Below are 20970 nucleotides of genomic sequence, written 5' to 3'. Positions count from 1 at the left end.
CATCCTACTGAAAGATCTACTCAAGAATTATTTACGATCCACTGAGAACCCCCGAGTAACTCCCGCAAGATCCATCTATCAAGCTCTGTTACGTTCATTACACTTTAGAGTATTAAGGCGTGTGGGTCACTAGTAGTTTGATTCACAAAAATAGCGCACTAGCACGACCTTTAGGGCACTCTGGTAAGGTTTACACGGTTGGTAAATAGTCCCTTCAAGTTAATGAAAGCAGGCACCCTGATATAAGAGCACCGCACGGCCGATAGATGATGTGCTATACCGCAATCGTTTCTCTAGGTGGATGAATAATTGCGGCGACAGTGCGCTCGGCCGCGAGATCTTAGAAGGGGGTGTCAACTCCTTGGTACCTTGGTGTACCTTGGGGGTGAGATTTAAGCCTCGTGTCTTTAATTGTTATTCCACTACTGTCGGCGTTAGGCGTTGCCGCGGCACCTGTGTTGGTGAGGATACTCGACCGCCGTGCCGGCTGGCCGCTCGCTGCCCTTTTTATTGCGGCAGCAGCGCTTTTGGTACCGCACCTCGATGCCATCTTCTCCGGTAACGCCCTCGAATATAGTTATACTTGGATTCCCAATCTTTTGGGTTCCGGCATTGATATTAACCTAGCGTTGCGAGCTGATTCCCTTAGCGTTTTCTTCGCACTGCTTGCGCTGTGCATCGGTGCAGTCGTCTTCATTTATTCATCTGGATACCTTTCTAATGGTGAAGGCAACACCAGCTTCTACACCATCATGACAGCATTTATGACCTCGATCTTGCTGCTGGTATTCGCCAATGATGCGTTTGTGTTATTTATCGCTTGGGAATTAGTGTCCCTAGCCTCCTTCATGCTGATCGCCCGCTCCGGCGGCGCCGGTGGCGAGAAGGGCTCCCAGCGCACCCTGATTCTTACCTTTATCGGTGGGCTCACCCTGCTAGTAGCCATGGCCATCGCCGCAACTCAAGCCGGAACCACATCGATCTCAGGTATTTTGGCTTCTCCCTTCTGGGCGGAAAAGCCGACGATGACCATGGTATTGGCGGTGCTTATTGCGATTTCTGCTTTTACAAAATCCGCTCAGCTCCCCTTCCACTTCTGGCTTCCGGAAGCTATGGCCGCAGCTACTCCTGTTTCGGCATTTCTTCACGCGGCGGCTGTGGTTAAGGCCGGCATTTACGTTCTGATGCGTTTTTCTGCGGTATTCCATGAGGTTCTTATGTGGAATTATCTGCTCATTATCGTCGGTATGACCACGGCCGTTGTGTCCTCGTTCTTTGCTATTCAAAAGACGGACCTGAAGAAGCTTACGGCCTATTCCACGGTCTCCCACCTCGGCTGGATTGTAGCCACAATCGGTGTAGGTACACCCTTTGCTTTGGCTGCGGCTTTGGTGCACACCTTGGCGCACGCGCTGTTCAAGTCTTCCCTCTTTATGCTCATTGGCGTGGTAGACCACCAGACGGGAACCCGCGATTCCCAGCGTCTCGGCTCCTGTTGGCGCAATCTGCCCTTTACATTCACCTCAGTGGTGATTGCTGCGAGCTCCATGGCTGCTCTTCCTCCGACCTTCGGCTTTATCTCAAAAGAAGGCATGTTGGCAGCCTTTGAAGAAGCACCCTTTGCAAACTGGGGAGTCGTACTGCTTCTCATCGCTGCCGCCATCGGCGCATTCTTCACCTTTACTTATTCCGCACGCATTGTCTTCGATGGCTTCATCGATGGCGAGCGAGATATGAGCGCGGTCAAAGAAGCAAAGCTTTCCCTATGGCTACCAGCGGCTCTCCCCGGCCTGCTCTCTCTACCTCTCGTAGTAGTCGTAGCAGCTCTCGATCGTCCGATCGCCGCCGCGGTAGGTACTATTAGCACCGCCCCTGACCTGCATTTAAGCCTGTGGCACGGGATTAATATCCCGCTGATCATCTCCATCGTGGTTCTAGTGGCGAGCTTCATCGGCGTGTACTACCGTCACGCAATCTGGGCGCTTATGACGCACCGCGAAAGCCTGCCATTTAGCGGCAATGATCTGCTGCAACGATTTAATCAAGGGGCCAGCACCGTGGGCAAAATCTTTGGCACCATGGCTGATCGTCTCTCCCCGGCGCGGCATTTGGCCTATGTCTTTGGCCTCATCATTCTCTTGGGCTCGGCAGTAACGATTCAGGGACTCATCAATGGCGGTATCGATTCGGTGGCTCTTCGTCCTCGTATTGAGGGCACCGATTCGCTGATTGATCTCATACCTTTGTTCATTATTGCCCTCAGCTTACTGGGATTGGTGCGGACCCGCCTGCGTCTTACTGCGGTCCTCCTCGTGGGTACCGCCGGTATTGGTGTGACCTTCCAGATGCTCATGCTTGGTGCCCCAGATGTGGCTCTTACCCAGTTCCTAGTTGAGGCACTGACCATTGTGATCATGATGTTGGTTATCCGGCAGCAGCCGGATAAATTCCATCCAACGAAGAAGCGTCGGCAAGTATTCGGAGCCCCCATTGCTATCGCCATGGGCATCATGACCTTCTTGGGTTCCTATATGCTTTTGGGCCGGCACGAGCGCAGCGAAATCGGCCTCTGGTATCTCAACGAAGCTCCCGGGATCACCGGCGGCGATAATGTTGTCAATACCATCTTGGTGGAGTTCCGTGCTCTCGATACCTTAGGAGAACTATCGGTATTAGGCATGGCTGCGGTTGTAATCGCCGCAGTTGTGACGTCGATGCCGCGCTACCCCTTCTACCCCGGTACCCACCCTGCGCCTTTCCGCCAGGCAACCGTGAACTCCATTCCACTGCGCACCCTACTGAAGGTTTTGGTTCCGGTGCTCTTGATCGTGAGTGTGCTCATTTTCTGGCGCGGACACAACCAACCTGGTGGTGGCTTTATTGCTGCCTTAGTGGCTGGCTGTGCCATGATGCTCATCTATATCAGCTATGCCCACGATCACCGTATTTTCCCTGTAGCTATGCCTGTGTATCTCACCGCATCGGGTGTGATTACCGCGGTTGTGGCAGGCTTTATTGGCCTTAGCCATGGTTCTTTCCTCTACGCCATTCACGGCCATATCGGCGATCAGCACCTCACCACGGCGCTCATTTTCGACGTCGGAGTGTACCTTGCGGTGATCGGCATGCTGTCTATGGCTATTAATGCCCTGGGAGGCTATTTGCGCCCGGGCATGGAATACCAAGAATTGAATTTCACGCGTGAGAAATCCCCTCTCTGGCAGCCCATGAAGGTTCCAGATTCCTTCCGTGATTTCGATCCTGAAGATCGCCACGCTGAAGAGGCTCCGGAACAGCACCGTATCGAAGAAGCAGCGCGCCGGGAGGCGGCTGCCTTGCAAGCTGATACGGATATGCACCAGGATGCCATTAACCAAGACGCCATCAACTCGGAAGAAGGGAAGCAGTAGTGATTCTCTCAGCTACCATCGCCATCCTTGCCGCAGGTGGTGTCTACCTGGTCCTGCAGCGCGGCATGTTGCGCATCATTTTGGGCATGACGCTTTTTAGCCATGCCACTAACCTGCTCATCGTCTCGGCTGGCGTGACTGCGTGGCGCGGGGAACCATTCCCGTCGATCACCGATCTCAGCGCCGCCGCTGACCCTCTCCCCCAGGCTTTTGTGCTCACGGCTATCGTGATCGCCATGGCCACCACCACCTTCATGCTCACTCTTGCTGGCGTGGGCCGCACGGATGATACCGAGGCCGAGATGATTAGCGACGAGGATTCGCCGCTGCAAACTCTCGGTCGTTCCACGACCACCGCTGAGGTGGCCGCCCACGAGGCGCATCAGGCAACTCGCCGCCGCGCCCCTTATCGCAGCCCCAAGAGCGCGAAGGGAGAAGATTTTTAATGGAATACGCGTATACTCTCCCACTCTTTGTGGGTATCCCCCTATTATTCGTCGGTCTGGCCGCGGTTATCCCGTGGCGCTTAGTCCGCGATGCTCTTATGCTCATCGTGCCTGTGGGCACCGGCCTAGCCGGATTGTGGCTTTATGCGCTGACCGCTAGCCACGGCGTGATCGCGCATTCTGTGGGCCTTTATATTGGCGGCGTAGCCATCCCATTTGTGGGTGATCAATTCTCTGCCCTGATGATTGTCACCACCTCCATTGTGGCGTTTGTAGCCAACTGGTTCTCGATTGTGGTTGGTGAAACTCGGGCTCGATTCTTTAATGCACTGTCTCTCATGCTGCTCACAGGAGTGATGGGTGCCCTTTTGACCGCAGATCTCTTCAACTTCTTCGTGTTCATCGAAGTCATGCTGCTGCCCTCCTATGGTCTGCTCGCCATGACTGGCACCTGGGCGCGCCTGTCAGCGGGGCGCACATTCGTCCTAGTGAACTTAGCAACCTCTACCATCCTGCTCGCCGGCGTGGCAGTGGTTTATGGCGTTGTGGGCACAGTCAATATAGCCGCCCTCCGTGGTGTGGCAGCCGGTCATGGTCCTGCCACCGTAGCCATGGGTATCGTTGTCATCGCTTTGGTGGTCAAGGCTGGTATCTTCCCTGTTCACACATGGTTGCCGCGTACCTATCCCGCTACCTCTGCGGGTGTGATGGCCCTCTTCTCCGGTCTGCATACCAAGGTGGCTGTCTATGCCCTCTTCCGGATATATACCGTGATCTTCGATCTCGATCAGCGTTGGGCCACTCTCATCATTGTGGTCGCTGTTGCCAGCATGGTGGTGGGTTCCTTCTCTGGTTTGGCGGAGAATACCATGCGCCGAGTGCTGTCCTATCAGATGGTTAATGGAATGCCTTTTATCTTGGTCACTCTCGCCTTTAGCGCTGGCCAAGCACGCATAGCCCTTGCTGCGGGCATTCTGTATATGGTGCACCATATGATCACTTTGGGCTCGCTGATTTTGACTGCAGGAGCTATTGAGGAAACGTATGGCAATAACTCCTTGCGCAAGCTCTCTGGCATTATGCACCGCGATCCACTGGTGGCCGCGGTCTTCGCAGCAGGCGCGTTTTCGGTTGTTGGCTTCCCTCCTTTCTCCGGTTTGTGGGGCAAACTCTATATCATGATCGCTGTGGCTCAAGCTGGTTCGGTTGCCGCATGGATCGTTCTCGCGGTGATGGTGATCGCCTCCTTCGCTGCTTTCCTGGCCATGCTGCGCGTGTGGCGCAAGGTCTTTTGGGGTGGGGTTATGAATAAATCCCGTATTCCTTCAACGTTGCGCGTACCTTTTAGGCGTATTGCTCCTGCGATGTCGATGATGGTGATCTCCTTGGCCATGTTCATTTTCGCCGGCCCTCTCGTGGGCGCGATCCACGATGCGGCCGCGCAACTTCTCGATACTGAGGCTTATGCCCAGGCGGTACTGATCAGCGATAAGGGTGCCCCGGTTGCGGTCGCCTCCGATTCCTTTATGCAGGCAGGACGGTAAAGATATGAATGCTTTTATTTATATTCCGTGGCTATTATGGCAGCTGGTGCTGGCCACTTCGGTGGTGATTTGGGATACCCTGACTGGAAGTAAAAAGGTAGATCCCTGCGTGGTCTATTATCCGTTGCGGGTCACGAAGGACTGGGAAATTACGGCCTTTGCCTGCTCCATCACGATCACTCCCGCAACGATGAGTATCACGCTAATCGACGAAGATCCCGACCAAGTAACCGGCCCCCGTCACCTCATGGTGCACGCCGTTTATGGCTCGGATCCTCGCGCCGTTTTGCGCGATCTCGCTCATATGGAGGAGAAGCTGTCACCGAAGGTGAAGAATCTTCCCCTCGATCTTGAATCCGCCGAGGTGGAATATCCCGCCCCCGTCCCCGTAAAGCAGGTGTAACTCACCGATGTTTTTCTATCTCGCTGTTGCTTCCTCCGTCCTTATGATTCTTTCCATCATGGTTGCGCTGGTGGCTATGTTGAGCACCGCCAACGAGTTCTCTCGCGCGGTGATCTCCGATGTGGTCTTCTATGGAATGATCGGGCTTTACTTGGTGTGGACGATGTTCCATGACACCCAGATCGCCTATGAAGTAGTAATGCTGGCCGCCCTTGCTGGCGGTGTTCTCCCCACGATGTCTGTGGCTCGTATTATCGCAAAGGGGCGTCGTTAAACCATGATTATTGAAACTATTGCCGGCATCTTGGTGCTCATCTCAGGGCTCTTAATGTTTATCACTGCCGTTGCTCTCTGGCGCAAGCGCTACGACCCCATGACTGCTGCCAACCTTTTTTCCACTGGAATTAATATTGGTCTCCCGCTCTTGATCATTGCGAAACTGTTGGTGAATTTCTACCGTGAAGGTTTTGTTTTCGGCGATCTTGTCCGTGGGATCCTAGCTATTATTGCCATCCTAGTTGTGGTGGCGGTGGGCTCCTTCATTATGGGCCGTAGCTTATATCAAACTGCCACCGAAGATTCATAGTAATCGTCCACCATGACCCGCCTCAGCTATATGGGGCGGGTTTTTCTTGTCATCCCTTAATCATACGGGAGCTGACAATCCGCCACACAGGATCGCAAGGGGAAGCAACTATGGAGAGACTCTCATCCTGGCGACTACCTTCTGATTATGCGGGCATTTTTCTGTTATTACCACTAGGTTTATACGCAGCTTGCGTAGCAATTTGGCCTACCGATCTCCGCATGAGGCCCTGATCCCCCCCCGTTACCTTAGGGAGTCGCTGCCGTTCCTATCCGCTTAAGCGACGGAAGAAAACCTCTCGAGGCTTTTGACACCCTCTCCCTTATGGTGGAGCTTAGGGCCGACGATCCAGCGCGTCTGATATACCGGCTCCTTTTATCTCCAGCATCACGGTGCCCTCACGGCCTAGCGCGTCTACACCCTCAACGTCTGGGACTATCCAAGAATACTCACAAATCTGAAAGCAGGGTTCTTTTATGGCTGCGGCGCTTATCCTTTATTTGTATTGCATACAACCTTCTTTTCAGTGATGCTCACCAAATACGTCCACTACGGGTCCGCCCTCTTTCGGCCTTTCACTTCTGCTTGTTTCATGTAAAAGTGAAGGGCACTAATTCTCTCTATGGAACAGGCTGAAATCCTCAAATATTCTTCGCCTACCAGAATTAAATAATAGGTCTACCCTCCTCCTGTATAGCACGACGCAGACTCATTCTTTACGTATCCTCATCAGACTTGTGGAATACCAGGGGTGCAGAGCTTTTCGTGCCAAGCTGCGTTCTACGACTCCTCTACTTTTCTACGATCTCGTGAGAATAGCAGCTTCTACTGTTATTAAGTGTCCTCTCTCTCGGCATCTAATAGCCCACCTGCCACAGTGTTAGAATTAATATTATGACCACCCCAGCTCCCACCGATGAGGAGATTACCGATCTCGCTCTGCAAGCTGGCCGGGGAGATCGGGAAGCGCTAAATTCCTTTATCAAAGCCACCCAAGGCGATATTTGGGAACTCCTCGCGCATCTGGGAGGCCGAGAAAACGCCGATGATCTCACCCAAGAGACCTATCTTCGAGTAATGGGGGCGCTACCCCGCTTTGCAGCTAGGTCCTCAGCTCGGACGTGGTTACTTTCCCTGGCTAGGCGGGTGTGGATCGATAGTATTCGGCATGAGACTTCACGGCCCATATCTGCAGATACCAGCCCTGAGCATGTCCACCCTAGACCTCCTAGTGATTGGTCAGAGTGGGTTGATACCCGTCTTCTTATAGAACAACTGCCAGCTGAGCGCAGGGAGGCGCTCATACTTACCCAAGTCTTGGGCTATTCCTATGAAGAGGCAGCTCATATTACCGGCGTACGCATTGGCACCATCCGTTCTCGGGTGGCTCGAGCACGCGCGGATATGATTCAAGCAGCTGGTCGGGGGTGCGTAAAGGAGTGGGGAACATAGACGAAAACCGGTGCGCACCACAAGCTACGCACCGGTTGTGATCTTGAGCGATTATTTCACTGGTTACTTCAGCGATTATTTCTTGGTAGCGAAGAGCTCGCGTACTCGCTTACCTAATTGCGGATCTACTTGCTCCCAGTACCAGTAGCAGCGCTTTTCAGTCTCAGCAGAGACTCCCACCATGGCATTGGTGATATTATCTGCTAACCGCTCCTTAGCGTTATCGTCCATGACATCGCGGTATAACGTGCGCGCCTGGATAAAATCATCGTCGTCTTTATGGGCCACGTAGGCGGCACGAACCAGATCTGTGCCATGAGGATCAGGGTTGATAAAGAGATCCTCTGCCTGGCCTAAGCTCTCACCACTTGCCGAGGTTTTTCCATCATCGAGATAGCCTGCGCCCTTATCGAAACGGTTGGGACTATACACTGGGGCTCCAGCAGGGTTGAACTGATATTCCATCGGACCCTGGTGGGTGTAGGTATTAACAGGCTTAAGGGGCTGGTTCACCGGAAGTTGACGGTAATTTGGTCCAATGCGATAGCGCTGGGCATCAGCATAAGCAAAAGCACGGGCCATCAGCATCCGATCAGGGCTTAAGCCAATACCTGGAACGAGGTTGCCTGGATCGAGAGCAAGTTGCTCAATCTGGGCAAAGTAGTTCTGGGGATTCTTATTCAGCACGAAATAGCCGACATCGATCAGCGGATAATCCTTATGCGACCACACCTTAGTGAGATCGAAGGGGTTGAAACGGTAGGTCTCCGCATCTTCGAAGGGCATAATCTGCACCTTGACATCCCAGATCGGGTAGTCGCCGCGATCGATCGCTTGGAAGAGATCCTCGCGGTGGAGATCGGGATCGGTTCCCGCCTTCTCGGTGGCCTCAGCATCGGTGAAGGTCTGCCAGCCTTGACGAGTTTTGAAGTGGTATTTCACCCACACTGGGGTGCCCTCATCGTTGATCCACTGGAAGGTATGAGAACCAAAACCGTCCTGGTGGCGGGTGGAGGTTGGAGTACCGCGATCACCCATAAGATAGGTGACTTGGTGAGCCGATTCTGGGGTGCGAGTCCAGAAATCCCACTGTGCATCTGGGGAACGCAGACCATCTGCGGTCATGCGCTTCTGGGAGTGAATAAAATCAGGGAATTTAATGCCGTCACGGATAAAGAAAACGGGGGTGTTATTGCCTACGATATCGTAGTTGCCGTCTTCGGTATAGAAGCGCAAGGCGAAGCCGTGGACATCACGCCAGGTATCGGGAGAACCTTGTTCACCGGCGACGGTGGAGAAACGACCCACCATGGGAGTGACGGTTCCAGGCTGGAAGAGCTTGGCTTTCGTGTACTGAGACACGTCGTGGGTGATATGGAGTTCACCGAAAGCTCCGTGACCTTTGGCGTGGGGGTTGCGCTCTGGAACGCGCTCACGGTTGAAGTGGGCGAGCTTTTCAATAAGGTGATAGTCGTTGAGCACGCTGGCCCCTTGTGGGCCTTGGGTAATGGAAGCGTTTTCGGAAGCAACGGGGCGTCCACCCAGTTGGGTAGTAGGTCCGGTTGGTTCTGGGCGCTTGCCCTTGCCGAGGATATCGTCGGTAGTCACATGAACTCCTTTATAAGAAACTGTGAGCCTTTTCTAAGTGTAATCTTCAGCCCCAAGATACATTAAAAAGAAAATCCTTGCAAGGAAATCTCTTTTAATAGAGAATCGCTATTTTCGCAGTTAGCTTAGGCTTTCTTCACGCCCAGAATAGCGAAAACCCCACTCCCTCCATCGAGGAAATGGGGCTTATTCGGCAGTTTCTAGCGGATCCTAACCAACCAGCAGCTCTGCAATTTGGACGGTGTTCAGAGCCGCACCCTTACGCAAATTATCACCAGAGACCACAAAGATCAGACCCCTATTATCCGCTACCGTCTGATCTTGGCGGATGCGGCCTACTAAGGAATCATCCTTTCCAGCAGCCGCCAGAGGAGTCGGCACATCCACCACAGCCACGCCAGGGGCGTCCTCCAGGAGAGCCTTAGCCTCGCCCGGGGTGATGGGCTTTTCAAATTCCGCATGAACGGTCATGGTGTGACCGGTGAATACCGGAACCCGCACGCAGGTACCAGACACCAAGAGATCGGGTAGTCCTAAGATCTTGCGCGACTCATTGCGTAATTTCTGTTCCTCATCAGTTTCGAAAGAGCCATCGTCGACAAGATTGCCAGCAAGGGGAACCACATTATAAGCAATCGGGGCCATATAAGGGCCCAGTTCCTCGAGATCGGTGGCGGATCCATCATGAACCAAATCGCGGGCCTTTTCCCCCACTTTTTCCACCTGCTGTACTAGAGTTTCCACCCCGGCCAGACCAGAGCCAGAGACCGCTTGATAGGAAGAAACGTGCATTTTCTGCAACTGAGCAGCATCGCTGAGTGCCTTGAGCACGGGAATGATCGCCATAGTGGTGCAATTGGGATTGGCGATAATCCCCTTGGGCAGATTCTGCGTTTCCTGCGGGTTGGCCTCGCTCACAATAAGGGGAACCTCAGGATCTTTGCGCCATGCTGAGGAGTTATCTACTACCTTGACGCCTGCAGAGGCGAACATAGGGGCAAATTTCAGCGACGTCGATCCACCAGCCGAGAAGAGGGCGATATCGATATCGCTCAATTTCTCGGGAGTGACCTCAGCGAGGTTCTCCACCACAATATCCTCTCCGCGAAATTTTAAGGTCGTTCCCGCGGATCGCTCTGAAGCGAAGAACCGCACCTTCTCGGCGGGGAAATTCCGCTCTTCTAAGAGAGCGCGCATAACGCGCCCAACTTGGCCGGTCGCTCCAACTACTGCAATGGTGGTCATCATTATCTTTCTCCTCCCTCGATCTACCTGAGCGTTGCAGCTTGTGGTCTATTCACGAGGATTATCGTATTCGACATGGTCGGTTTGGTCGTGGGGGTTAACGGCCGGTACCAGCATAAACGGTGGCAACTTCTCCACCGCCCAATTCGAAGGCTGCGTGCAGTGCCTTTACTGCAGCAGGCACATCCTGCTCACGCAACAATACCGAAATACGAATTTCGGAGGTAGAGATCAGCTCGATGTTAATGCCCGCATCGCGCAGCGCCTCGCAATATGTGGCCGTAACCCCAGGGTGGGACTTCATTCCCGCACCCACCAGGGATACTTTGCCAATTTGGTCATCGTAGAGCACATTTTGGCAGGTTCCACTGCCTTGGAGTTTAAAGAGTAATTCCATGGCTCGAGGCCCATCGGCACGCGGGCAGGTGAAGGTGATATCGGTGCGATTATCCTCGAGGGAGGAGATATTCTGAATCACCATATCGATATTAATTTCAGCGTCGGCAAGCACGCGGAAGATCTTGGCAGCCTCACCAGGGTTATCGGGGATGCCGAGAACTGAGATCTTGGCTTCGGAACTATCGGTGGCAACGCCCACCAGCACTGCTTCTTCCACAGGAATATCCTCCATAGAGCCCGTCACTAAAGTGCCAGGATCATTGCTATACGACGAACGAACACGAATCGGAACATTAAAAGCGCGCGCATACTCCACGCTACGCAAGACCAAGATCTTCGAACCAGAGGCGGCCAGCTCCAGCATTTCTTCGAAACTTAAAGTTTCCAACTTCTGCGCATCGGGAACAATACGGGGGTCTGCGGTATATACCCCATCAACATCGGAGTAAATTTCGCAGACATCAGCATTGAGCGCCGCCGCGAGCGCAACCGCTGTGGTATCCGAACCGCCGCGACCAAGCGTGGTCACATCGCGCGTCTCGCGGTTAACCCCCTGGAAGCCCGCCACGAGGCAGATCTGTCCCGCATCCAAAGCATCGCGCACTCGGCCTGGAGTGACGTCAACAATGCGGGCATTGCCGTGGCGTTCGGTGGTTAATACTCCCGCTTGAGAGCCAGTAAAAGATTGTGCCTGGGCCCCAAAGGAAGCGATAGCCATAGCCACAAGGGAATTGGAAATACGTTCCCCGGCCGTGAGTAACATATCCATTTCGCGAGCCGGCGGGACAGGGTTAATTTGAGCGGCTAGATCGAGTAATTCATCGGTGGTATCGCCCATCGCTGAGCAAACGACAACCACATCGTGACCCTGTTTCTTCGTGGCCACGATCCTTTCGGCCACTCGCCGGATCCGCTCCGCCGTTTCCAGCGACGATCCCCCATATTTTTGTACGATTAACGCCACGGGCTGAAGCCCTTCCTGAAGCCCGTGGAAGAGATACTCTCCTCTTGTAGATATCTCCTTTGTCAGCTGCGCCGTGAGGGTCTCCCACTGCCACAACCTCTCAAGAGAGATGGTGTCATCATATCCAAGAAGAGAAAATTCGCGGGCTTCCTCGACTCATTTCTTTCGGATTATCGGTTTCTAAGCATACTAGCGTGTCCGCCGTTGCGATAGCTATTTTCTTTTAACGCAGCGCTAATCTAAATGGTGATGAATAATAATATCCTCGCGGTCTTCTTCGCGGCACTCGCAGCCCTCATCATTGCGTGGGGCACCGTGGTTCGGCACAATATCGCCGAGCGCGCCCCGGCCGACGGTACCCTGCAAGGCTCGCCGGTGATAACTGCTATTAAACGCCCCCTCTGGTGGTTCGCCTGTGGCACCGCTTTCGCAGGATATTCCTTCCAAGTTGTCGCACTCAGTTACGGCTCCTTGCTCATCGTCCAACCCATCCTGGCACTCTCACTCATGTTCACCATGCCCATGACTGCCTACTATCACAAACGCCCCTTATACGCCGACGAAATTGGATGGGCAGCTGTCCTTACTATTGCGGTAGCTGTACTCGTCATTTTGGGCAACCCCGAACCAGGTGATCCCAGACCCGTAGCGTGGGTGTGGGCACTAGCGCTCAGCCTCGGCATCATTGTTTCCCTCACCATTGACCGCGCCACGCGGCACGCCCCCCGCAATATTCGCGGGCTCTTTCTGGGAGTGATTGTAGGCATTATCTACGGATTTATTGCCGTTCTCTCTAAAGCTACTGTCGATGTCTACCAGCACGAGGGATCGAGCGGACTGCTAACCCACTGGGTTTTCTGGTTCTTAATTCTCGGCAGCATTATTGGCACAATAGTCCAGCAATATGCCTTCAATACCGGTGCTTTGAAACTCTCGCTCCCCGCCATGACCACAGTGGAACCAATCATCGCCTTTATCTTAAGCTATGTCATTCTGGGGGAGCAGTTCCACGTCCACGGATTCAATTGGATTATCATGGCGCTCGCCCTCATCGCGATGGTCACCTCCACCTTCGCACTCTCGGCGCGGGGCAATACCTAAATACCCCTCACACAGCCCAGACCTACACGGCTTAGATACGCATGGCTTGCATGAATTGGCCCACCATTAAATAGCCCAGGGGAAAACCTCCAGCATATAGCTAGAAAAAGCTACACCCGCGAGGACCCATAGGCTCAGTAGACTGAGCGATACCGCTGGTGAAAGCTTCTGCTCTGCACGAATAACTAGCGGAATAAAAAGCAGCAGCGCGGGTAGGAGCAAACGGGGACGAGAATGCATGATGCCATCTGAGAGAACCACATTAAAGACCAACGCAGTGGAGAAAAGCCACACCGGCCACGGGGCTCGTCTGAACCCATAGATCACCGCAATCAGGGCACCGACAATACTGATGACGGACAGAATATAGCCTAAATTATGGTCACTGATGATCACCTTCCCTACCCATGTCAGCGTGGCGTGGCCGAAGTCGAAGGCTGAATTCCACCCCTTCTTCTGCAAGCCGAAATAGCCACCTATATCGTGGGTATACGACGAGGCCCAGCTGATATACCCCACCAATGGCAGCGCCGATATACCTACCGCTATCCAGGCACGCACAGAGCTACGAGCCTGGATAAGCACTACGATGATCAAAGCGGCCACAGCATCAATGCTCGTGAGCCTAAAGCAGCCCGCAACGGCAATAAGAAGCCCACCTGCAAGATAATCTCTGCGGTTGAGAAAAATGAGGGCCCAGATAATCGCCGCGAGAAAAGGAGCTTCGGTATAAACCATATGGAAAGTCACGGACATGGGGGCACCAAGAAAGAAAATGGCCACCCACCTGGCGCTGCGCGATGTTGCTCCCATAGCCGTGGCAAGTGTGATGAGCCCAGCGCTGAGAATCACGGTGGCAATAAATGTAATACTCAACCCAATGGTCACTACGCCTAATCCCGTTATCTCGCTTCCCCAGCGCATCAATAAGGGCAGGCCGGGGAAGAAAGCAAGACGAGTCTCATAGATCTGAGGGTCAGCCTCCCCCATGTGAGTGGCGGCGAAATAGCCATACCGAGCGATATCCATATAGTGCCGAGCATCCCAATCAATGCGATGCATCGCAGTGGAGTCGAAGGCTTTCAGGAATGCGAAAAGTGCCGAGTACCCCTGTTTGAGGCTGTGAGCCCACGAAAAGATCCACATGCTACTGAGATGTATGACAAGTGCCATCGCACTCAGGACAGTGGCGGGAAGCCACAAAGTTTTTATCCGCGGTGGGATGCGCACCATATTCTTTCCTTGGGGTCGGGCTATAAGCAAGAGGCTCGGAAGGCTCATCAGTAAAGAACTGTAGCCTATCCATCTGATATCACCACGCCATCGGTTGCGCCTGACCTCAACCATCTCACTAACCAAGCTGAGAATTACCCTCAGCCCCCTCATGGTTGTCCAATGACTGCCGTCCGATTCCTCCACCATGGCACCGCCACTACCGTGGCCACATAGTCTGTGGTTGATGTGGCCACCACTGGAAGAAATGACGTGCTGGTATAGCGGTGGTCAAGCGGTAGCCGCTAGAATGAGTAGTTGTGAATAAATCTGAGGTGATCGTCGAGGTGGAGCGCCCGAAAAAGCGACGTCATCGTCGGTATTCTCAGAAGAAATCCCAGCCGCGTCCGCAGCCCACTGAGGCCGAGTTAGCAGAACGCGAGCGCAAAAAAGCAGAGCGTGAACGCGAGCGCAATGAACTCATAGCTCGCACACCCTATATAGCGGTGAGCATTCAGACAACAGGGATACACCCTAAAACAGCTCATATCGTCTCTATCGATGCCTTAGTTCTAGATTCCTCTGGCCATATAGCCGAAGAATTCCATGCAGTAGTCAATCCCGGTGGCGATCCAGGTCCTCGCCATTTACATGGTCTAACCGCAGCGGATATTGCAGGGAATAGGCCCTTTTCCGGGGTTCTGAAGACACTCGATAAGCTCATCGATGGCCGCACCTTAATTGTGCACAATGCTCCCTATGTTTGGGGGTTCCTCTACGAAGAGGCTCGGCGCGCTATGGCTCATGCCGCTCGGCGCAACCGTAGCCGCACATCGAAGCGCGGGAAGCGCCGGCAGCGCGTGGGACATATCCCCCGCCCCATCGCTATCGCCGATACCCTTGCTGGGGCACGTCGGAAAGCACTCGTTATTCCTGATCCGCGGCTCCGCGCAGTAGCTCATATTGCAGGTATCGCGAGTTCACCCGCAGCTGCTAGCACCGAACGCGCCCATCTCAATGAGATGACCACGAGCCGTGAATTAACGCACTTAGTCGTCAAGCTTTACCACGCCGGCTATTTTATTCTCCGCGACCCTGCCCACTTGTGTGCGGACGAATTTGGATTGCAGCGCTCCACCATTCGCGTAGACGCCGCTGAGCAACCAGCTGAGATAGAGAACCCGGGTGTTTATACCCCCCATCGTGGGCTCCAAGCTGGAATGGAGTTCTCTGTTGCCCCAGAGACCACGATCGATCCCGATCTCATTATCGAGACTGGTTTGGGTCTAGGCATGAAATATTCCGAGAAGATTACCCGCACCGCCTCGTTCCTCGTGTGTAATCTTCGTGAAGGCTTCAATGGAAAATCGATGCACGCCACCCGCAAAGCTATCCCGCTCCTTGGTGATGAAGAATTTATGCACCTGGCGCACGACGTGCACCGAGCGCAAAACGGAGACTAGGATAAAGCACCATGAAACTACCTCAAGCGTGTGTGCAGGCGCAGACTCTGGTGGCTACGAAAATAGCAGGACTGGCTACCTATTTATCGCGGGCCACAGGGCGCGGCTCCGGGGGCATGATTGGTGGCCTTGTTGCAGAGAAAATCGACCCAGATATTATGCGCCACCTCTCCGGCGAGCGACCTGTGGCTATTATCACCGGCACCAACGGCAAATCCACCACCACGAGGATGTTGGCTACCGCTTTGCGCACCCGGTACCAGGTGGCAACTAATGACGGTGGCGATAATATGGACGCTGGTATTATCTCAGCGCTCCTCGCCGGCACAGCTGCGAGCCATATAGTCCTCGAGGTGGATGAACTCCACGTGCCAAAAGTTGTTGACAGGCTCCAGCCCGAATGTTTGATCGTGCTTAATTTATCGCGAGATCAGCTTGACCGTGTTGGTGAGATCAATAAGGTCGAGCGAGCCTTACGCGAAAGCGTGGCAGCCCACCCTGAGATGACGGTGATAGCCAATTGCGATGATGTTCTGGTTTCTTCGATCGGCCTAGCAGCCCAGCGCGTGGTGTGGGTGTCGGCGGGTAGTAGCTGGCAGGGCGATTCTCTCTCCTGCCCCCGCACTGGTGGTCATATCGTCCACGAAGGTACACACTGGCACGCTGCCAAACCCCTTCCTGACGGCTCCACTTTTAGCCGCCACGAACCGGAGTGGTCGGTAGACCCGCACGCACTCATCTGCCCCGATGGCCATAAATCTTTGCACCTCAGCCTGCCTGGCATGGCTAACCGCGGAAATGCAGCCCAGGCCATCGCCGCCGCTACCACTATTTTTGATATACCCCTCAACGAGGCCATCGCTGCGGTGGAGACAGTCGACGATGTTGCTGGGCGCTACTCCACCATTGATATTGGAAGCCACAAAGTCCATCTTCTTCTCGCTAAGAATCCTGCTGGATGGCAGGAGGCGATGAATATGGTTGATCGCAGCGCCGCTGGGTTGGTGATAGCGGTCAATGGTCAGGTCGCCGATGGAGAAGATCTTTCCTGGCTCTGGGATGTGCGCTTCGAGGACTTTGGAGACGTGGTTGTGAAGGCCTCTGGTGAACGTGGCACCGATCTCGCGGTCCGGCTAACCTATGCCGAGATTGATCACGAGCTCATCCACGATATGCTGCACGCTGTGCAATCATGTCCCCCAGGCCGGGTTGAGGTCCTAGCTAATTACACTGCCTTCCGCGATCTGAAGAAAGCGTTACTCCATGTCTAAACTCAGCATCGGTCTCATTTTGCCTGACGTCCTGGGCACCTACGGCGATAACGGTAATGCCCTGATTGTGCAACAACGCGCCCGGATGCGCGGGATCGACGCCGAAATCGTCAGCATTCACTTGGGGGAGAAAATCCCCGAAAGCCTCGATATTTACTGCCTCGGAGGAGGTGAAGACACCGCCCAGATTCTTGCCGCCGAGCATATCAATAACGATCGCGGCCTCCACCGCGCAGTGGATTCTGGCGCCCAGGTACTCGCCGTGTGTGCCGGCTTCCAAGTTTTAGGTGAAAAATTTCGAGCCGCCGATAAAGAAATAATCGGAGCTGCGCTAATCGACGCCAGCACCACCGCCTTGCCCCAGCGCGCCATCGGCGAGATACGCTCCACGGCCACTATTCCTGGCGTTGATGAGCCACTGACTGGATTCGAAAACCATATGGGTAAGACTGTCCTCGGCCCCGACGCCCGCCCGCTCGCTACTATAAAGCGCGGTGTAGGAAATGATGGCACGGTTGAGGGAGCTATCCAAGGCTCTGTGATCGCTACCTATATGCACGGACCTGTGCTCGCTCGAAACCCACGCCTCGCGGATCTCTTACTGAGCAAAGCTGTGGGATTTGACCTCGAGCCTTTAGATATTCCTGTGGTTGAGCGTCTCCGTAAAGAACGACTCAGCGTTTAAGCTCTAGCCCAACCGTAGTCGGCCCGTCAGTGCCCTCGAGAGGGTGAGCTCGTCAACAAATTCAAGATCTCCCCCCAGCGGCATACCTGAGGCCAGTCGGGAGATAATAAGATCGGGAAAATCCTTCAGCAGTCTGAGCAGATACGCTGCGGTTGCTTCCCCTTCAGTATTGGGGTCGGTGGCTAGGATAACTTCGTGAATTGTTGGGGGTTGCGCTGATTCATCTTTGTCGGGCAAAACCCCACCGATGCGCTGTAGGAGCTCGGTGACGGTCAGGTCCTTAGGCCCAATACTATTGATGGGATCCAGCGAGCCCCCTAGGACATGGTAGCGGCCATTGAATTCACCGGTGCGCTCGAGCACCTGAATATCTTTTGGTTCCTCAACCACACAAATCAGACCGGTGTCGCGGCGCTCACTTGCGCAGATTCGACAGACTTCATCAGCGGAGATATTGCAGCAAATACGGCAAAAACTCACCCCGTCGCGTACCGCACCAAGGGCATTTTGGAGCCTCGTGATATCAGCGGGTTCGACGTGGAGAAGATAAAAGGCAATCCGTTGGGCACTCTTCGGGCCAATACCAGGCAGCCGCGAGAGCTCGTCGATGAGGTCTTGAACCGGTCCTTCAAACATAACTACGTCAGTCTAACGCACCCGCCCCTTGAGCAAGGAACGGGTGCGTTGATCTGGTGTCTTAGAAGAGGCCACCCATGCCATCAAGGCCCTGGTTAAGTGGGCCCATCTTCTCCTCAGCAATGGTGGCGAGCTTGGTATGCGCGTTATTAAAAGCACCGATGATCAGATCTTGCAGTGTATCAATATCGTCGGCATCGACGACCTCGGGATTGATCTCCAGAGCCTTGAGCTTGCCGGTGCCGTCGATGGTGGCCTTAACCAGGCCATTGCCAGCATCACCCTCAACGACCGAGGCGAGGATTTCCTCCTGCGCAGCCTGCAATTTGGATTGCATAGCCTGAGCGTGGGCGAGCAGTTGTGACATATCGGGTTGACCCATGATAACTAACCTTTCGTACGTTCTCTTATAGAAATTTTATCCTACCCGTTATACCGGTTTAGCGCCGAGTTCCTGGGCGAGAAGATCCATGGCATACGCCAATGCGCTGCGATGGTCATGGCTACCTGGTTCACTCGCCGCTTCATCCATAAGTGCCGATTCCTCGTCACCGGATTCGGCATCGATGTCCTCGGGAGCGTCTGCGAGCACGTCCGTGTCTGTGTCTGTGTCTGTGTCTGTATCCGCGTGCGCGTGAGTGTGCGAGTCTGGGGATACGCTCTCAGGCTGTAGTGGATCTACATTCTCACCCAGATAGTCCTCCGGTTCGCCACCGAGTGCGGCTGGTTCCCCCCACGGATCTTCTTCTGGTTCCGGGGGAAGGGGGATATCATCCTCCGCTGGTGGGTGGATATCCTCACTCGATGGACGGGTATCTTTTGCTGGTGGTTGAGTGTCCTCGTTCGGCAGCGGAGTGTCTTTAGCCGGTGGTTTAACCTCCTCAGCGGACTCTTCTGTAGGTGTCCACACCGGCGCAGCCTTGCGAGTTGGGTGGCTAAACCCTAGTTCTTTTGGGTCAATCGCCACCTCGCACTTGATTGTGAGCTCCAGTCCAGTCTGTTTTTTGACAGCCTGCTTGAGAGCAGTGGCGTGAACACCAGCATTGAGGCGATTAGCTAATGCTCCGGTGGTGTGTCCGAGGATGAGCTGACCATCTCGGACCCCCATAGGATAGGCCTCCGTGAGCAAGATTCCGAGCACCTGGCTATCTGCTGCGGCGAGGGAGCGAATTGTCTGCCACTGCGCAGAGATTTTTTCATACTGCGCCTCATAATCGGGCGATGGCGCTGGCTGTGCGGGTTCGGGTATGACTTCTGGCGGTGCGGCTGGGGCGGATTCGTGCGGAGTATGTGCGCCCTCGCGGGTCGCCGCTGGCGTAGAGTCTTCTGGTTTTAGCGCCGGATTCTTGGCCGCTATAGGGGCCGGATCTTTTTTCGCAACGGGCGCTGCTGGAGCACCAGCACGGCGTCGATACCGCGGAATATCATCGTTAATCTCCGCAGGTGGCTGCATATTGACTAACATCTTGGCGCACAGGATTTCCAGCAATAATCGCGGACTGGTGGCACCTTTGATGGAACTCAGACCGTCGTTGAAGATACCCGCTATCTGCGGCAGTATGCGCTTATCAAAGGCTTCAGCTTGATCAAGAAGGGTCTGACCGCGATCGGTAGGGGCATCGACCAGCCCTGATTCCACGGCTTGAGGCACAGCCTGGATAACGATCAGATCTCGCAGGCGATCAAGTAAGTCTTCGGCAAAGCGGCGCGGTGAGAGACCAGCTTCGATGATGGTATCGACGGTGCGAAATAGTTGGGCACTATCATGATTGGCTAAGGCTTCGATGGAGCTATCGATTAAGGCTTCATCGGTAGCGCCGAGCACCAAGCGTGCCTGTTCATAGGTCAGCCCCTCGGGGCCGGCGCCTGCGAAAAGTTGATCGAGAACCGAAAGAGTATCGCGCGGCGAACCGCCACCCTGTCGTATCACCAACGGGTAGACGGAGTCTTCCACCGTCATCCCCTCGGCCGCTGCGGTGCGCTCTAAGAGAGTGCGCATCGCCTGGGGGCTTAAGAGGCGGAATGGATAGTGGTGGGTACGCGAACGGATTGTGGAAATGACCTTCTCCGGTTCGGTGGTGGCGAAGATAAAAATGAGGTGCTCGGGTGGTTCCTCCACGATCTTAAGCAGGGCATTCGATCCCTGCCTGGTAACCATATGCGCTTCGTCGATAATAAAAATACGGTACCGTGACTCCGCAGGAGCATACATGGCGCGATCTCTGAGCTCACGCATATCGTCGACGCTGTTATTACTAGCGGCATCCAGCTCGGTCACATCGAGAGTCCCGGACCCATTGGGGGCCAGTGCTACACATGAGGGGCATACTCCGCAGGGATGAGACGTTGGACCCTTTACACAGTTAAGACTGCGCGCCATAATGCGCGCCGAGGACGTCTTACCGCAGCCCCTTGGCCCCGAGAAGAGATAGGCGTGGTTAATGCGACCATTATCAAGCGCCCGTGATAACGGGATGGTTACTTGATCCTGGCCCAGTAATTCACCGAAAGAACCCGGACGGTATTTACGATATAAAGCCACAGC

Annotated in this window: 18 protein-coding genes; 11 read left to right on the top strand and 7 right to left on the bottom strand. The window is 54.3% G+C overall.

Annotated features, from left to right (window positions below; translation table 11 throughout):
* Positions 1–401: 401 nt before the first annotated feature.
* The 7 genes from NXS13_RS07805 (at position 402) to NXS13_RS07775 (ending at position 7841) form a co-directional block, all read left to right on the top strand.
* Positions 402–3410: a DUF4040 family protein gene (locus tag NXS13_RS07805; RefSeq protein WP_259079044.1), complete on the top strand. Its 3009-nt coding sequence runs from the start codon at positions 402–404 to the stop codon at positions 3408–3410.
* Positions 3410–3856 carry a cation:proton antiporter subunit C gene (locus NXS13_RS07800; protein ID WP_259079046.1) on the top strand — a complete coding sequence of 149 codons (447 nt, stop codon included), beginning with the start codon at positions 3410–3412 and terminating at the stop codon, positions 3854–3856. Before NXS13_RS07805 ends, NXS13_RS07800 begins: the two co-directional genes overlap by 1 nt.
* The gene (locus NXS13_RS07795; protein WP_259289579.1) at positions 3856–5400 is read left to right on the top strand and encodes a monovalent cation/H+ antiporter subunit D family protein; all 1545 of its coding nucleotides are present in this window, start codon (positions 3856–3858) and stop codon (positions 5398–5400) included. Before NXS13_RS07800 ends, NXS13_RS07795 begins: the two co-directional genes overlap by 1 nt.
* Positions 5401–5404: 4 nt before the next feature.
* Entirely contained in the window at positions 5405–5803 is a 399-nt protein-coding gene (locus tag NXS13_RS07790; RefSeq protein WP_259079050.1) for a monovalent cation/H+ antiporter subunit E, read from the top strand.
* Between the two features lie 7 nt (positions 5804–5810).
* Positions 5811–6077: a cation:proton antiporter gene (locus tag NXS13_RS07785; RefSeq protein WP_259079053.1), complete on the top strand. Its 267-nt coding sequence runs from the start codon at positions 5811–5813 to the stop codon at positions 6075–6077.
* A gap of 3 nt (positions 6078–6080) precedes the next feature.
* Positions 6081–6389, top strand: a complete 309-nt coding sequence (locus NXS13_RS07780) for a Na+/H+ antiporter subunit G (protein ID WP_259158523.1) — start codon at positions 6081–6083, stop codon at positions 6387–6389.
* A gap of 894 nt (positions 6390–7283) precedes the next feature.
* Positions 7284–7841 carry an RNA polymerase sigma factor gene (locus tag NXS13_RS07775; protein ID WP_259079057.1) on the top strand — a complete coding sequence of 186 codons (558 nt, stop codon included), beginning with the start codon at positions 7284–7286 and terminating at the stop codon, positions 7839–7841.
* 75 nt (positions 7842–7916) lie between these two features.
* Here NXS13_RS07775 and NXS13_RS07770 read toward each other — a convergent pair whose 3' ends face one another.
* The 3 genes from NXS13_RS07770 to NXS13_RS07760 form a co-directional block, all read right to left on the bottom strand.
* A complete protein-coding gene (locus tag NXS13_RS07770) occupies positions 7917–9449 on the bottom strand; it encodes a catalase (protein WP_259079062.1) in 1533 nt (510 codons plus the stop codon).
* 210 nt (positions 9450–9659) lie between these two features.
* Complete coding sequence (locus tag NXS13_RS07765) at positions 9660–10694, bottom strand: aspartate-semialdehyde dehydrogenase (protein ID WP_259158627.1); 1035 nt, start codon at positions 10692–10694, stop codon at positions 9660–9662.
* A gap of 97 nt (positions 10695–10791) precedes the next feature.
* Positions 10792–12057: an aspartate kinase gene (locus NXS13_RS07760; RefSeq protein ID WP_259079072.1), complete on the bottom strand. Its 1266-nt coding sequence runs from the start codon at positions 12055–12057 to the stop codon at positions 10792–10794.
* A gap of 249 nt (positions 12058–12306) precedes the next feature.
* Here NXS13_RS07760 and NXS13_RS07755 point away from each other — a divergent pair, with 249 nt between their 5' ends.
* On the top strand, positions 12307–13158 hold the full coding sequence (locus tag NXS13_RS07755) for a DMT family transporter (protein ID WP_259158525.1): 852 nt from the start codon (positions 12307–12309) through the stop codon (positions 13156–13158).
* 66 nt (positions 13159–13224) lie between these two features.
* On the opposite strand, the gene NXS13_RS07750 is transcribed toward NXS13_RS07755, so the two are convergent.
* Positions 13225–14391, bottom strand: coding sequence for a hypothetical protein (locus NXS13_RS07750; RefSeq protein ID WP_259158526.1), 1167 nt, complete (start codon positions 14389–14391; stop codon positions 13225–13227).
* Positions 14392–14852: 461 nt separating this feature from the next.
* On the opposite strand from NXS13_RS07750, the gene NXS13_RS07745 reads away from it, so the two are divergent.
* Genes NXS13_RS07745 through NXS13_RS07735 form a run of 3 tightly spaced genes read left to right on the top strand, consistent with a single transcriptional unit; the run spans position 14853 to position 17789 of the window.
* Positions 14853–15833: an exonuclease domain-containing protein gene (locus NXS13_RS07745; protein ID WP_396124766.1), complete on the top strand. Its 981-nt coding sequence runs from the start codon at positions 14853–14855 to the stop codon at positions 15831–15833.
* 11 nt (positions 15834–15844) lie between these two features.
* Positions 15845–17104: a MurT ligase domain-containing protein gene (locus NXS13_RS07740; RefSeq protein ID WP_259079085.1), complete on the top strand. Its 1260-nt coding sequence runs from the start codon at positions 15845–15847 to the stop codon at positions 17102–17104.
* Positions 17097–17789 (top strand): type 1 glutamine amidotransferase, encoded by a 693-nt coding sequence (locus tag NXS13_RS07735; RefSeq protein ID WP_259079087.1) that lies wholly within the window; start codon positions 17097–17099, stop codon positions 17787–17789. Before NXS13_RS07740 ends, NXS13_RS07735 begins: the two co-directional genes overlap by 8 nt.
* Before the next feature lie 3 nt (positions 17790–17792).
* Here NXS13_RS07735 and recR read toward each other — a convergent pair whose 3' ends face one another.
* From recR to NXS13_RS07720, 3 genes are all read right to left on the bottom strand, one after another.
* Entirely contained in the window at positions 17793–18425 is a 633-nt protein-coding gene (gene recR, locus NXS13_RS07730; RefSeq protein ID WP_259079095.1) for a recombination mediator RecR, read from the bottom strand.
* A 61-nt stretch (positions 18426–18486) separates the two neighbouring features.
* The gene (locus NXS13_RS07725; protein ID WP_259079102.1) at positions 18487–18807 is read right to left on the bottom strand and encodes a YbaB/EbfC family nucleoid-associated protein; all 321 of its coding nucleotides are present in this window, start codon (positions 18805–18807) and stop codon (positions 18487–18489) included.
* 48 nt (positions 18808–18855) lie between these two features.
* Positions 18856–20967 (bottom strand): DNA polymerase III subunit gamma and tau, encoded by a 2112-nt coding sequence (locus NXS13_RS07720; protein WP_259289578.1) that lies wholly within the window; start codon positions 20965–20967, stop codon positions 18856–18858.
* Positions 20968–20970: the final 3 nt, after the last annotated feature.

This window comes from Corynebacterium sp. ES2730-CONJ (genome assembly GCF_024834055.1).
Lineage (GTDB): Bacteria > Actinomycetota > Actinomycetes > Mycobacteriales > Mycobacteriaceae > Corynebacterium.
Note: the sequence above shows the minus strand (reverse complement) of the source record. Positions and strands in the feature narration are given on the sequence as shown.